At 69.1% G+C, this 14653-nt stretch carries 11 protein-coding genes; 8 read left to right on the plus strand and 3 right to left on the minus strand.

Annotation, left to right across the window (positions count from 1 at the left end):
• Positions 1–20: 20 nt before the first annotated feature.
• The 3 genes from tolA (at position 21) to prfH (ending at position 3305) form a co-directional block, all read left to right on the plus strand.
• The gene (gene tolA / locus A4F85_RS12415; RefSeq protein ID WP_063326743.1) at positions 21–1163 is read left to right on the plus strand and encodes a cell envelope integrity protein TolA; all 1143 of its coding nucleotides are present in this window, start codon (positions 21–23) and stop codon (positions 1161–1163) included.
• A gap of 397 nt (positions 1164–1560) precedes the next feature.
• Positions 1561–2715, plus strand: a complete 1155-nt coding sequence (locus A4F85_RS12420) for an RNA ligase RtcB family protein (RefSeq protein WP_063326744.1) — start codon at positions 1561–1563, stop codon at positions 2713–2715.
• Entirely contained in the window at positions 2706–3305 is a 600-nt protein-coding gene (gene prfH, locus A4F85_RS12425) for a peptide chain release factor H (RefSeq protein ID WP_063326745.1), read from the plus strand. Before A4F85_RS12420 ends, prfH begins: the two co-directional genes overlap by 10 nt.
• A 10-nt stretch (positions 3306–3315) precedes the next feature.
• On the opposite strand, the gene A4F85_RS12430 is transcribed toward prfH, so the two are convergent.
• On the minus strand, positions 3316–4086 hold the full coding sequence (locus tag A4F85_RS12430; protein WP_012204377.1) for a sulfite exporter TauE/SafE family protein: 771 nt from the start codon (positions 4084–4086) through the stop codon (positions 3316–3318).
• A 144-nt stretch (positions 4087–4230) separates the two neighbouring features.
• On the opposite strand from A4F85_RS12430, the gene A4F85_RS12435 reads away from it, so the two are divergent.
• From A4F85_RS12435 to A4F85_RS12455, 5 genes are all read left to right on the plus strand, one after another.
• Entirely contained in the window at positions 4231–5142 is a 912-nt protein-coding gene (locus A4F85_RS12435) for a LysR substrate-binding domain-containing protein (protein WP_063326746.1), read from the plus strand.
• A gap of 21 nt (positions 5143–5163) precedes the next feature.
• Positions 5164–6552, plus strand: coding sequence for a prephenate-dependent tRNA uridine(34) hydroxylase TrhP (trhP, locus tag A4F85_RS12440; protein ID WP_012204375.1), 1389 nt, complete (start codon positions 5164–5166; stop codon positions 6550–6552).
• Positions 6553–6674: 122 nt separating this feature from the next.
• The gene (locus A4F85_RS12445) at positions 6675–7544 is read left to right on the plus strand and encodes a hypothetical protein (RefSeq protein ID WP_012204374.1); all 870 of its coding nucleotides are present in this window, start codon (positions 6675–6677) and stop codon (positions 7542–7544) included.
• A gap of 32 nt (positions 7545–7576) precedes the next feature.
• Positions 7577–9022 carry an aminotransferase-like domain-containing protein gene (locus tag A4F85_RS12450; RefSeq protein ID WP_063326747.1) on the plus strand — a complete coding sequence of 482 codons (1446 nt, stop codon included), beginning with the start codon at positions 7577–7579 and terminating at the stop codon, positions 9020–9022.
• A gap of 248 nt (positions 9023–9270) precedes the next feature.
• A complete protein-coding gene (locus A4F85_RS12455; protein WP_063326748.1) occupies positions 9271–11433 on the plus strand; it encodes a TonB-dependent receptor family protein in 2163 nt (720 codons plus the stop codon).
• Between the two features lie 226 nt (positions 11434–11659).
• Here A4F85_RS12455 and A4F85_RS12460 read toward each other — a convergent pair whose 3' ends face one another.
• Together A4F85_RS12460 and ilvD are read right to left on the minus strand one after the other, a co-directional pair.
• On the minus strand, positions 11660–12652 hold the full coding sequence (locus A4F85_RS12460; protein ID WP_063326749.1) for a Bug family tripartite tricarboxylate transporter substrate binding protein: 993 nt from the start codon (positions 12650–12652) through the stop codon (positions 11660–11662).
• 81 nt (positions 12653–12733) lie between these two features.
• Positions 12734–14599 carry a dihydroxy-acid dehydratase gene (gene ilvD, locus A4F85_RS12465; protein WP_082848195.1) on the minus strand — a complete coding sequence of 622 codons (1866 nt, stop codon included), beginning with the start codon at positions 14597–14599 and terminating at the stop codon, positions 12734–12736.
• Between the last annotated feature and the right edge of the window lie 54 nt (positions 14600–14653).

Below are 14653 nucleotides of genomic sequence, written 5' to 3' on the forward strand. Positions count from 1 at the left end.
CGCCGCCCGCCTTCGATCCCATGCCCAACCTGCAAGACCACGACCAGTTCGCACCGCCGCGCACGCGCGGCCGCACGCGCTCGTGGGCCCTGGCCGCGGCAGCGCACGGGCTGCTTGTGGCCGCCATGCTGTGGACCGTGCGCCCCCCGAAGCAGGCCGACGAGCCCATGGTCGAGGCCGAGTTCTGGTCCACGGCCGCACCCGCTCCCGCCCTGCCCGTGCCTGCGCCACCGCCGCCACCTGCACCCGAGCCTGTTCCCCAGCCGCCACCGCCGCCGCCCGCGCCCGTGATTGCACCGCCCCCACCTCCCAAGCCGCAGGCCGTGGACGACGACCACGAGGCCGAGATCGCGCTGGAGAAGAAGCGCAAGATCGAGCAGCAAAAGAAGGAGCGCGCCGAACAGGCCGCCCGTGAGCAGCGCGAGAAGGAACGCCAGGAGCGCCTGGACAAGGAAAAGGCCGACAAGGCGGCCAAGGACAAGGCCGAGCGCGAGAAGGCGGAAAAAGCCGAGAAGGACCGCCGCGACAAGCTCGAGCAGCAGAAAAAGGACAAGGCCGAGCAGGACCGCAAGGACCGCCTGGAGCAGCAAAAGAAGGACAAGGCCGAAAAGGAAAAGGCGGACAAGGAAAAAGCCGCCAAGGACAAGGCCGAGCGCGAGAAGGCCGAGAAGGCCGACAAGGAAAAGGCCGCCAAGGCCGAAGCCGAGAAGAAGGCCGCTGAGGACAAGCGCAAGAAGGAACAGGCCGCCAAGGAAGCCCGCGAGGCCAAGGAAGCCGAGGCACGCCGCCTGGAAAACATCCGCCGCATGCAGGGCCTGGCCGGCAGCGGCGGCTCGGCCAGCGAAGGCGCAGGTGGCAGCAAGAGCGGCGGCTCGGGCAGCTCGGCCGGAGGCCCCTCGGCCGGCTATGGCGCCAAGGTGGCCGCGCGCGTCAAGCCCAACATCGTCTACCCGGACGCCATCAGCGGCAACCCGCGTGCCGAGGTGCGCGTGCGCACCGCGCCCGATGGCACCATCACCGGCGCCACCATTGCCAAGTCCAGCGGCAACAAGGCCTGGGACGATGCCGTCATCCGCGCGCTGCAAAAGACCGAGACGCTGCCGCGCGACATCGATGGCCGCGTGCCTTCGGACCTGGTCATCGGATTCCGCCCGCAGGACTGAACGGGCACAGGCCCTTCATCAAAAAGCCCCGCCGGCACCTGCCTGCGGGGCTTTTTCCATCTTGCGTTGTATGCAATCCGCCACGCGCCTGCGACTTCGCTTGCGGCACCGGCCGCTTGTCCCTAGCATCCCCGTCTTTGCCGCATTCGCGGCATCCGTCCACCATCGCAAAGGAGAGAACCCATGTCCCATTCGACACGTCCCTTTGCAGTCGTGCACGCTTGAAGCCCTAGCGCCTCCAGGCCACGCTGCAGACCTGATTCCCGGCCCCCTGAGGCCCGGCTTTCGGCTGCGCGTGCGCTTTTCCTGATGCCTGTCTATCGAGCTTGCGGCGACTGCTCATTGCGCATTCCGCATCTGCCGGAATGTGCCCCAAGCACTCGATCGAAAGCCATTCATGGGCAATTCCCTTTCGGACACCTACATTGAGGTGTTCGCCAACCGCGGCGTCTGGATTGAAGACGCCGCCATCCAACAACTTCAAACGACGGCCCGCAACCTGGCCGGCATGCGCGCCGCCGTGGGCCTGCCCGACCTGCACCCGGGCCGGGGCTACCCGGTAGGGGCGGCCTTCTTTTCCGTGGGCCGCTTCTACCCGGCCCTGGTCGGCGGCGACATCGGCTGCGGCATGTCGCTGTACAGCACGGAGCTGGCAGCGCACAAGACCTCGGCCCCCAAGCTGGAAAAGGCGGTGGGCAACATCGACGGCCCCCTGCCCCAGGAACTGCTGGACGCCGTTGACATGCAGCAGCTGGAGCACATCGCCCAGGCCAGCGGCGTGGCCGACTTGGCGTATCTGCAGGACAGCCTGGGCACCATTGGCGGCGGCAACCACTTTGCCGAACTGCAGGTGGTGGACACGCTGTACGAGGACGGTGCGCTCGACAGGAAACGCGTGCACCTCATGGTGCACAGCGGCTCGCGCGGGCTGGGCGGCGCCATCCTGCGCGCCCATGTGGAGGCCTTCAGCCACGACGGCCTGGCAGCCAGCAGCGATGCCGCCACGCAGTACCTGCGCCAGCACGCGGCCGCCATCGCCTTCGCCCAGCTCAACCGCGCCAGCATTGCGGCACGCCTGCTGCGCGCCCTGCGCACGCGCGGCCAGGCCCTGCTGGACATCACCCACAACCACGTGATCGCCTACCACTGGCGCGGCGAGGATGGCTTTTTGCACCGCAAGGGCGCCACGCCAGCCGACCAGGGCCTGGTGGTGATCCCGGGTTCGCGCGGCGACTACAGCTACCTTGTGCGGCCCGTGGCCGGGCGTGACGAGGCACTGCACTCGCTGGCGCACGGCGCGGGCCGCAAGTGGGCACGCACCGATTGCATGGGCCGCCTGCGCCCGCGCTTCACGCTGGACGAGCTGCTGCGCACCCAATTCGGCAGCGCCGTGGTCTGCGCCGACCGCGAACTGGTCTACGAGGAGGCCCCCCAGGCCTACAAGGACGTGGACTCCGTCGTCGCCAGCCTGCAGGAAGCAGGCCTGGTGCAACTGGTGGCGCGGCTGCGCCCCCTGCTGACCTACAAGAAGGGAGCCATGCAATGCTGCTGATCCAGCTGACCGCATCCCACGGCCCCGCCGAGTGCGAGCATGCCGTGCGCCTGACCCTGCGCGAGCTGCTGCGCGACTGCGCCGCCAGCGGCATCGCCGTGGACGTGCTGGAAGAAACACCCACGCCGGCCGGCTACAAGTCCGTGCTGCTGCGCTGCGAGGGCGACACCGGCCCGCTTCACGGCACGCTGGGCGCTTGGCTGGGCACCATCCAGTGGGTCTTCGACAGTCCCCTGCGGCCCCACCACCCGCGCAGGAACTGGTTTGTTGCCGTGCAGAAGTGCGAGCCGCCCCGGCAATTGCCGGCAGACGGCGAAATCGTCTTCCAGGCCTGCAAGGCCTCGGGCAAGGGTGGCCAGCATGTCAACACCACGGACTCCGCCGTCCATGCCCTGCATGTGCCCAGCGGGATCTCGGTGAAGGTCATGAGCGAGCGCAGCCAGCACGCCAACAAGCGGCTGGCGCGCGAGCTGCTGGCCCTGAAGCTGGCGCGCCTCAACGCGCAGGGCGAGGGCCAGGCCCGGCGCTCGCGCAGCCAGCAGCACTGGGCGGTGGAGCGCGGCAGCCCCGTGAAGGTGTTCCGCGCCTGAACGCCCGGGGCTAGCCCCTGGCGCACATGTAGATGCCCAGGGCCAGCAGGCCCAGCATCAGCACGCGCTTGAAAACCTGGGGCGACAGCGACTGGCGCAGCCGCTCGCCCCAGGCCATGCCGGCCAGGGCGGGCAGCAGCATCAGTGCGGAAACCAGGGCCGTGGCCCCCCAGCCCGTCCAGGACGAAGCGGCATGGCCCGGCCCCTGCGCCAGCGCCATGCCCGCGCCCAGCGCCAGCGTGGACACCGTGAAGCACAGGCCCATGGCCTGCATCAGCGCCTGCCGGCCCAGCGCCAGCGATTGCAAAAAGGCCACGGCCGGCACCACGAACACGCCGGTCAGCGCCGTGATCCCGCCCGTCAACAGACCGCACAACAGACCCAGCCAGGCCTGATGCCTCTGCGGCAACTGCAGGCCCGGCCCCCACAGGCCCCACAGGGCATAAATAACCAGGGCCACGCCCAGCGCCGTGCGCGCCACGGCGGCCTCGCCCACCGGGCCCCACCACAGCATGCCGCCCACCGTGCCCGCGACAATGCCCAGCTGCATCCAGCCCAGGCGCCGCAGCAAAGGCCGCAGCGATGGCATGGGCCGCATCTGCACCACATTGGTCACCAGGGACGGCAGCAGCAGCCAGGCCGCCGCCTGCCCGGCCGGCATGAACAGCGCCAGCAGCGCCATGGAGACCGTGGGCAGGCCCAGGCCCACCACTCCCTTGACGACACCGGCCAGCCCGAACACGGCCACCGCCGCCGCCAGCACCCACCACGCATCCCACATCACGGCCACCCTGCACTTTCACTGACTTGGCTCAGGCCTTTCCTGAACCTCATGGCGCCATGCTCGCGCACCACCACAGGGATCACAATCGGGAATCTTCAAACCAAGGCTCAGGCGTGGCCTGATCCTTCAGCACCACAGGCCATGCGATTCGACCTCACCGACCTGCAGCTGTTCGTCCATATCCTCGACTGCGGCACGCTCACGGCGGCGGCCGGGCGCGCGCACATGACGCTGGCCTCGGCCAGCGAGCGCGTGCGCGGCATGGAGGCGCAACTGGGCTGCGCCCTGCTCGCGCGCCAGGCGCGCGGCGTGCGGCCCACGGCGGCCGGCCACACGCTGGGCCAGCATGCGCGTGACGTTCTGGCCCGGATGCAACGCCTGCGCGGCGACATGGCCGAGTACGGCGCGGGCCTGGCCGGGCATGTGCGCGTATGCGGCAACACCTCGGCCGTGAGCGAGCACCTGCCGCTGGCCGTGGCCGGATTCCTGCGCGGCCATCCGCGCGTGGCGCTGGAGCTGCAGGAATGCCGCAGCGCCGAAGTGCTGGACCGGCTGCGCCAGGGCCTGTGCGACATCGGCGTGGCCAGCGATGCCCAGGACCTGCGCGGCCTGCAGGCCACGCCCTGGCGCCCCGACCCGCTGGTGGCCGTGCTGCCGCGCGGCCACCGCCTGGCCCGGCGCAAACGGCTGGCCTTGCAGGACCTGCTGACCGAAGACTGGGTAGGCCTGCCGCACGATGCCGCCCTGCAGGTGCTGGTGCGCCAGCAGGCCGCCTTGCTGGAAGGGCCGTCGGGAGGGCAGTTGCGCTGGCGCGCCCAGCTGCAGCACCTGGACAGCATCTGCCAGCTGGTGGGCCAGGGCGTGGGTGTGGCCGTCATGCCCGCCGCCGCCGCGCAGCGCCTGGCCCCGGCCAGCGGTGCCCGCGCCGTGCCCTTGAACGATGCCTGGGCCCGGCGCCAGCTGCTGCTGTGCACGGCCCGGGAAGACCAGTTGCCCGCCCATGCAAGGCAGTTGCTCGTGCATCTGAAGGGACTGGGCCTGGCGGAGCCATAGCGAACCGTGTTGGAAAGCGCGATGCGGGACAATACGGGGATCATGACCCTCAAAGCCCCCGAACTGCTGCTGCCGGCCGGCTCGCTCGACAAGATGCGTGCGGCCTACGACTTTGGCGCCGACGCCATCTACGCCGGGCAACCCCGCTACAGCCTGCGCGCACGCAACAACGAATTCCGCCTCGAACAGATCGCCCAGGGCATCTCCGAGGCGCATGCGCGGGGCAAGAAATTCTTCGTCACCAGCAACCTGATCGCCCACAACGACAAGGTGCGCACCTATATCCGCGACATCGAGCCCGTGATCGAGTGCAAGCCCGACGCGCTGATCATGGCCGACCCCGGCCTGATCATGATGGTCAAGGAAAAGTGGCCCGAGACCGAGGTCCATCTCTCGGTGCAGGCCAACACCACCAACTGGGCCACGGTGAAGTTCTGGCAGAAGGCCGGCGTCTCGCGCATCATCCTGTCGCGCGAGCTGTCGCTGGACGAGATCGAGAAGATCCGCCAGGAATGCCCGGACATGGAGATCGAGGTCTTCGTGCACGGCGCGCTGTGCATCGCCTACTCGGGCCGCTGCCTGCTGTCGGGCTACTTCAACCGGCGCGATCCCAACCAGGGCACCTGCACCAATGCCTGCCGCTGGGACTACAAGACGCATGACGCGGCCGTGGACCCCAATACCGGCGAGGCCCTGGCCCAGACCATGGAGCAGGACTTCAGCTTCGAGAAGGCCCGCGAGGAAGCCGACAGCCAGTTCACCAGCACCTGCGGCGACGGCGCACGCCACCCCAAGGCCGAGCAGGTCTACCTGCTGGAGGAAAAGGGCCGCCCCGGCGAGCTGATGCCCATCATGGAAGACGAGCACGGCACCTACATCATGAACTCCAAGGACCTGCGCGCCGTGGAGCATGTGGAGCGCCTGGTGAAGATCGGCGTGGACTCGCTCAAGATCGAGGGCCGCACCAAGAGCCTGTACTACGTGGCCCGCACGGCCCAGGTCTACCGCCGCGCCATCGACGATGCCGTGGCCGGCCGCCCCTTCAACCCGCACCTGATCACCGAGCTCGAAGGCCTGGCCAACCGCGGCTACACGGGCGGCCTGCTGGAGCGCCGTCCCTCGCAGGACTACCAGAACTACGAGACCGGCCACTCGGTGCTGCAGCGCAGCCACTTCGTGGGCGAGGTGCGCAGCTATGCCGACGGCATGGCCGAGGTGGAGACCAAGAACCGCTTCTCGGTGGGCGATACGCTGGAGATCATCCACCCGCAGGGCAACCGCCAGGTGCTGCTGGAGAAGATGTTCAACCTCGACGGCGAACCCGTGCAGGTCGCCCAGGGCAACCCGATCCGCGTGCGCATTCCGCTGGATGCGCCGGCCGAGGGTGCGCTGATCTCGCGCCTGCTGTGAAGCCGGGGCGCAGGCCGCCCTGCTCTTCTTGCCCTTGATTTTTTCCTGGCGGCTGTCCAGGGCCATTGCTGCAATGGCCCGGAGCGGCCGCCGTTCCTTTCATTCCTCATTTCTGCACTGCCATGGACATCGTCGTCAACGAAGAACTCAAGGCCTACATCGACCCGCTGACCCCCGATGAACTCGACGCGCTGGAGCGCAGCATCGTGGCCGAAGGCTGCCGCGACGCGCTCGTGCTCTGGAACGACCTGCTCATCGACGGCCACAACCGCTACGCCATCTGCCAAAAGCACGGCCTGCCCTTCAACACCGTGCAGGCCACGCAGTTCAAGAACATGGACGACGTGCACCTGTGGATGATCGACCAGCACCTGGGTCGCCGCAGCGTGTCCGACTTCCAGCGCGGCGTGCTGGCGCTGCGCAAGCGCGAGATCATTGCCACGCGCCGCTCGGCCGCCGCCGCGGCCGTGATGGCCGCCAAGGCCGATGCGCCCCAGGCCGAAGGTGAAGCCCCCTGGGAAGGCGAGACCGACCCCGTGGTCGCCGCCGCCCTGGCCAGCGTGGCCAAGGTGCCCGACGAGGCACTGGACACGCGCGAGGCCCTGGCCCGCGTGGCTCGCCTGTCCAGCAGCCAGGTCAAGCTGATCGAGACCATCCAGCAAAAGGCCGCGCCCGAAGTGGTGGCCGCCGTGCGCTCGGGCGACATCTCGCTGAGCACCGCCGCCGTGGTCGCCAGCCTGCCCGTGGACGAGCAGCAGGCCGTGGCCGCCGCAGGCGCCGACGAACTCAAGCAGGCCGCCAAGCGCGTGCGCGATGCCAAGAAAAAGCCCAAGGCCGCCAAGCCCGAAGCTGAAGCGGCCGACGGCGAAGGCGCGGCCGTGACCGCCTCGCCCGAGGAGCTGCAGCAGCGCGTGAACGAACTCGAAGCCGAGAACGAGCGCCTGCGCCAGCAGATCAAGGCGCTGCAGGAACTGCTGGCCGAGCAAGGCTGAAGCGGCGCCCGCACCCAAGCACGCACGCCGCCATGACGCGCTACCAGGAGCTGGCCGACGATATCGAGGCATCCATCACCGCAGGCGTTCTGTGCCCAGGTGACAAGCTGCCCTCGGTGCGCCAGACCAGCGAGCGGCGCGGCGTCAGCGCCTCCACCGTCTTCCAGGCCTACTACCTGCTGGAGGCGCGCGGCCTGGTGCGCGCGCGCGAGCGATCGGGCTACTTCGTGGCCCAGCGCCCGCGCAGCGCGCCGCCCGAGCCTACCGAGCCGTCTTCGCCCGAGGGCGACAGCTTTGCCGTGGTCGATGTGAGCGAGCGCGTGTTCGAGGTGCTGGAGTCGGCCATGGACCGCGATGTCGTGCCCCTGGGCTCGGCCTTTCCATCGCCGGGCCTGTTTCCGCTGCGCCGCCTGGGCCAGTGCCTGGCGCATGCCGCGCGCGAGGCCGACCCGCGCAGCGCCATCGACGACCTCACGCCCGGCAGCCTGGCGCTGCGCCGCCAGATCGCACGCCGCTACCTGGCCGACGGCCTGGCGCTGACGCCGGCCGATCTGGTCATCACCAACGGCGCACTGGAGGCTCTGAACCTGTGCCTGGCCGCCGTCACGCGGCCCGGCGGCGCCGTGGTCATCGAATCGCCCTGCTTCTATGGTGCGCTGCAGGCGCTGGAGCGCATGGGCCTGTCGGCCATCGAGGTGCCCACCCATCCGGGCGAGGGCATGGACCTGAACGCGCTGGAGTCAGCACTGCAGCGCCACAGGCCCCAGGCCATCTGGCTGATGACCTGCTTTCAGAACCCGCTGGGCAGCCTCATGCCAGAGGCGCGCAAACGCGCACTGGTGGAGCTGGTCACGCGCCACCGCGTGCCGCTGATCGAAGACGATGTGTACGGCGAGCTGTACTTCGGCGAGCGCCGCCCGCCGCCGGCCAAGACCTTCGACACCGAAGGCTGGGTGCTGCACTGCAGCTCGTTCTCCAAATGGCTGGCGCCGGGCTGGCGCACGGGCTGGGCCGCGCCGGGGCGCTTCACGCGCGCCGTGGCCCGGCAAAAGCTCACCACCACGCTGGCCACGAATGCGCCCACCCAGCAGGCGCTGGCCGACTACCTGGAAAGCGGCGGCGCCGACCGCCACCTGCGCCGCCTGCGCCAGAGCCTGGCCCTGCAGCGGGACCACATGGCATCGGCCATTGCCCGCCACTTTCCACAAGGCACGCGGGCCACGCGGCCCGAGGGCGGCTACTTCATGTGGATAGAGCTGCCGCCGTACTGCAATGCGCTGGCCCTGCACCGCGCGGCGCTGGCGCGCGGCATCAGCGTGGCGCCGGGGCCGATCTTCTCGGCCTCGCAGGCCTTCGGCCACTGCCTGCGGCTGAACTACGGCCATGACTGGAGCGACGAGACCGGGCAGGCCCTGGCCACGCTGGGCGAGCTGGCCCGCGCAATGCAGCCCCGTCCAACAGCAAAAGCAGCAAGGTAAGCGCCCGCTGCGCCGGCAGCACCTGCTGCGCTGTAGCGCCCGGGCAACGCGGCCCGGCACAGCTGCTGTCAGTCTGGTGCAAGCTGGATGATTCTCATTTAGACTCGCACCCCGAACCGGCATCGCCGCCATGCATGCTGACCGGTCCTTGTCTCCTGCTTCCGCCTCGCCCGCCGCCACGCGTCCTGCAGCCTGCCAGCCGACCCTTCAGCGCTGCACCAATCCCAGAGGCACAAAGGAAGTTTTCCATGGTTTCCAGCAATCACTGCGCCACGCTCACACGCTGCGCGGCCGCTGTCGCCGCCGCCGTGCTGTCGCTGCAGGCGTCGGCACAGGCGCCATCCCCCACCACCACCGCACCCGAGGCCGGCCTGTCCGCCATCACCGTCACGGGCAACTGGCTGGACAACCCCACCGAGGAAAAGGTGCTGGACCATGCCGGCGCGCGCACCATCGTCGAACGGGCGCGCATCGAGGAAACCGGCTCCTCCAGCCTGCGCGATGTGCTGCGCCTGGTGCCCGGCGTGCAGGTGCAGGACAGCAACGGCACGGGCGGCAGCGATGTGTCGCTGAACATCGGCGTGCGCGGCCTGACGGCGCGCCTGTCGCCGCGCTCGTATGTGCTGATGGACGGCGTGCCCGTCTCCTACGCGCCCTACGGCCAGCCCCAGCTGTCGCTGGCGCCCGTGTCGCTGGGCAACCTGGAGTCGGTGGACGTGATCCGCGGTGCGGGCTCGGTGCGCTACGGCCCCCAGAACGTGGGCGGCATCATCAACTTCGTCACGCGCGCCATTCCCAAGACCTTCGCGGCCGAGGCCTCGGTGGGCACCGAGATCTACAGCCACGGCGGCAATGCCAAGACCACGCCCAGCCTGTTCGTGGGCGGCACCAACGAATCCGGCCTGGGCCTGGCCCTGCTGTACTCGGGCACGCATGGCGACGGCTGGCGCGCAGGCAATGACAAGACCGACATCGACGACATCCTGCTCAAGGGCGCCTACCGCATCTCGGCCCAGGACGACATCGCCGTCTCGCTGCACCACTTCGAGGGCTCGGGCCGCATGCCCGGCGGCCTGACCACGGCGCAGTACGCGGCCGACCCGTTCCAGTCCACGCGCTCCTACGACAGCTTCGACGGCCGCCGCACCGATGCCTCGTTCAAGTACAACCACAAGGACGGGCGCAACAACTTCGAGGTGCTGGGCTACTACGTGGACTCGTTCCGCGGCAGCTACATCGAGCAGGACAACGCCAACCAGCGCCGCCTGACGGCCGCGCCGCGCAGCTACCACTATTTCGGCGTCGAGCCGCGCTACTCGCGCCTGTTCGAGACCGGCTCCGTTGTGCAGGAAGTCAGCGTGGGCTACCGCTACCTCAAGGAAAGCAGTTCCGAGGTCGCGCTGCGCACCGCCTACTACAACCCCACCACCATGGCCAACGCCATGGCCCTGCCGATCACGCCCTACCAGACCAGCCAGGGCGGCACCACGGCCCATGCCTTCTACATCGATGACCGCATCGACATCGGCAACTGGACCATCACGCCCGGCGTGCGCTACGAACGCATCAACTCCTTCAACAACGTCAGCAACCTGGGCGCCGATGGCAGCACCGTCACCAGCCAGCTGTTCCCCAAGGCCGATGCAAGCGAGTTCCTGCCCACGCTGTCCGTGCTCTACCGCATGAATGCGCAGTGGTCGCTGTTCGCCAACGCGGGCAAGTCCTTCGGCCCGCAGCAGTACGCACAGCTGGCCCAGACCGAGCGCGGCCTGCATCCCGAATCGGCCAAGACCTATGAGGTGGGTACGCACTACAACAGCCCGGCGCTGAACGCCGAGCTGACGCTGTTCAACATCGACTTCGACAAGGAACTGCTGCTGACCCGCGTGGGCGTGGACGGCATCTGGACCGACCTGGGCGCCACGCGCCACCGCGGCATCGAGTCCTCGCTGCGCTACGACCTGGGCCAGTGGAATGCCGCGCTCAAGGGACTGACGGCGGGTGTGTCCTATACCTATACCGAGGCCGTCTCGCGCGCCGGCGATTTCGCGGGGCGCGACCTGCCGCTGTACTCGCGCCACACGGGCCAGCTGTGGGCGCGCTATGCGCTGGGGCAGTGGACGCTGAATGCGGACCTGGCCGCGCAATCGAAGCAGCGCTCTCCGGGGTCGGGCACGCAGTATGTGACGCAGGAAGATGCTGCGGGGCGGCTGGGTGATATTCCCGGGTTTGCGACCGTGGGCCTGCGTGCGGGCTATGACTTTGGCAAGTCGCTGAGCAATCTGCGGGTGGCCGTGGGGGTCAAGAATCTGTTCGATCGCAGGTACTACACGCGGTCTACGGATAACAACGGGGGCAAGTATGTGGGGATGCCTCGGACGTTGTATGTGCAGGGGACGTTGCCGTTCTGAGGCTTTGGTTTACGTGGGTCTGTTTTTGACCCTGCCGGGTGGTATTTTTCTGAGGCCGGGTCTCGGCCCGGCGGCCGACTGCCCTTTCTTGATTCGCCAAGAAAGGTCAGATCAAAGAAGGCGACCCGAATGTCCGCGCCCCTCCGCTTCGCTGCGGGCAACCTGCGCTGACATACGGGGGTGGGCATGGGGCGGGCCTTCGCTTCGCTCGGCCCGCTGGTTTTGATCAGCCCTCAGCTGTGAATCCCACGCGCTTGACGATGGGGCCCCATTTGGCGAGCTCGGACTGCAGCAGCGCGGCCAGTTCGGAGGGGGTGGAGGATTGGGCGTCCAGGCCGAAGGTGGCCAGGCTGTCCACCACGTCGGGCGTGGCAAGGGCCTTGCGCATGTGGCCGTTCAGGCGCTGCACGGTCTCGGCTGGGGTCTTGGCGGGCACGAAGAAGGCGAACCATTCGCTGTGCGCCATGTCCTTGTAGCCCTGCTCCACCAGCGTGGGCACCTGGGGTGCGAAGCGGCTGCGCTTGGCGCCGCTGACGCCCAGGATGCGCATCTTGCCGCCGGCCAGGTGCTGCAGCATGTCGCCCACGGGGCCGCAGACGGCGGAGACGTTGCCGCCCAGCATGTCCAGCAGCGCGGGCTGGGTGCCGCGGTAGCCGGCGTGCTTGAAGTCCACGCCGGCATGCTGGCCCAGCAGGGCGCCGATGAAGTGCGGCGTGGAGCCGGGAGCGGGCGAGCCGAAGTTGGCGCCTGCGGGGTTGGCCTTGGCCCAGGCGAAGAATTCGGGCACGGTGGTCACGCTGGCGGGCACGGCGGGGCCGACGGCAAAGCCGAAGTCGAAGATGCAGCCCACGGTGACTGGCGCCAGGTCGGCCACCGGGTCATAGGGCAGCTTCTTGTAGATGTGCGGGTAGATGGACAGCATGGACGTGGGCGTCTGCAGCAGGGTGGCGCCGTCTGCGGGCCGGCCCTTGACGTAGCTGATGGCGATCTGACCGCCCGCGCCGGTGCGGTTTTCCACCACGGCGGTCTTGGCATAGCCCGACAGCTTGGTGCCCACGCGGCGGCAGATGGCGTCCGAGGTGCCTCCGGCCGCGAAGCCGGTGATGATGTTCAGGGTCTCGATGGGGCCCTGGGCCTGCGCCCAGGCCTGCTGGCCCAGGCTGGCCAGCAGCGCACCCGCTCCAGCGGTGCCCAGCCATTGGCGGCGGTCGATGTTCATGCGTATGTCTCCGGTTGAAATTGAAACTCTGAAAAAAACAGTGGGGGAACAGCGGGGGAAATGCGTGCCAGCCCGGCGGCTTCAACTGTCGTCGCGCAGCCAGACCACCTGGCCCGAATGCGTGACCGCACCCTGGTGGGCCGGGCGCACGGTGAGCGCGTATTTTTCCAGCACGCCGCCCAGCGGCGGGGCCTGGCGGCGCGCGGCGGCCGATTGTTCCAGACGTGCGGCCAGTTCGGCCTCGCCGATTTCCACCGTGATGCTGCGCGCATCGGCGCGGGCGTCGATGGCAATGAGGTCGCCGTCGCGCAGCGCGGCAATGGGGCCGTTGTCGGCGGCCTCGGGGCCTGCGTAGCCGATGCACAGGCCGCGCGTGGCGCCAGAGAAGCGCCCATCGGTCAGCAGGGCCACCTTGTCGCCCATGCCCTGGCCATACAGCAGCGCGGTGATGCCCAGCATCTCGCGCATGCCGGGGCTGCCGCGCGGGCCTTCGTTGCGGATGACGATGACATCGCCGGCCGCGTACTGCATGGCCTGCACGGCGGCCTGGGCCTGTTCCTCGGACTCGAAGACGCGCGCGGGGCCCCGGTGCACCAGGGTCTTGAGGCCGGCCGTCTTCAGCAACGCGCCATCGGGGCAGAGGTTGCCCTTGAGCACGGTCAGGCCACCGTCGCGCGTGATGGGATTGCCGGGCGTGCGCACCACCTCGCCATCGGGCGGCGCGGCATCGGCCAGTTCTTCGGCCAGGGTGCGGCCCGTGAAGGTGAGCGCATCGCCGTGGACAAAGCCCTGCTCCATCAGCGTGCGCAGGATCACGCCGGCGCCACCGATGTAGTACACGTCGCGCGCCAGGAAGCGCCCGCCGGGACGCAGGTCGGCGATCAGCGGCGTGCGCGCGAAGATCTCGGCCACGTCGTCCAGGTGGAAGCGGATGCCGGCCTCGTGCGCGATGGCCGGCAGGTGCAGGGCGGCATTGGTCGATCCGCCCGTGGCGCTGACCACGGCGCAGGCATTCTCCAGCGCCCGGCGCGTGATGATGTCGCGCGGCAGCGGGCCGCCGCCTTCGGCGCTGGCCCACACGGCCTGCATGAGCTGGCGGGCGGCGCGGCGCATCAGCGGTGCGCGCTCGCTGAACACGGCGGGCACCATGCTGGAGCCGATGGGCGCCAGGCCCAGCGCCTCGCTCACCATGCCCATGGTGTTGGCCGTGAACTGGCCTGCGCAGGCGCCGGCCGTGGGCAGGCAGGCGCGGCTCATGGCCTCCAGGTCCTGCGCCGTGGCGGTGCCGGCCAGCACCTGGCCGATGGTCTCGTAGGTATCGACCACGTTCAGGTCGCGCCCGTGCACGCCGGGCGCCTGCCCCGGCAGGGCCGAGCCGCCATGCACGAAGACGCTGGGCACATTGCAGCGCACCATGCCCATCATCAGCCCCGGCAGGTTCTTGTCGCAGGCGCCGATGGCGAAGATGCCATCCCACTGGTGGCCGCGCACCGAGGCCTCCACGCTGTCGGCGATCAGCTCGCGCGAGATCAGCGAAAACCGCATGCCCGAATGCGCCATGGTCAGCCCGTCGCTGACCGACACCACCGGGCATTCATGCGGCGTACCGCCCCCGGCATAGATGCCGGTCTTGGCATGCTGGGCCTGGTCGCGCAGGTTGAGGTTGCAGGGGCTCATCTCCCCGCCCGTGTGGAACACGCCGATGTGCGGGCGCTCCATGTCTTCGTCGTCCTGGCCCAGGGCATGCAGGAAGCTGCGCGTGGTGGCACGGATGGTGCCGGAGCGGATCAGGGCGGAGCGAAAGGGCGTGGGCGTGGGCGTGGGCGTGGGCGTGGCCGCTGCCGGGCTGCTGCCGGTGGTGCTGGTTGTGGTGGTGGAGGCGGCCAGCGATGCGGAGGCGCTGGACTCGGAAAAGACGTTGTCGGGGGAGGCAGGTTTCTTGTTCATACGCGGGACGGAAAACAGCCGCCCACCATAGCGGGGTCTGCGGATTTCCCTATG

The organism is Delftia sp. GW456-R20 (assembly GCF_001622915.1).
In the GTDB taxonomy this organism is placed as follows: Bacteria; Pseudomonadota; Gammaproteobacteria; order Burkholderiales; family Burkholderiaceae_C; genus Comamonas; species Comamonas acidovorans.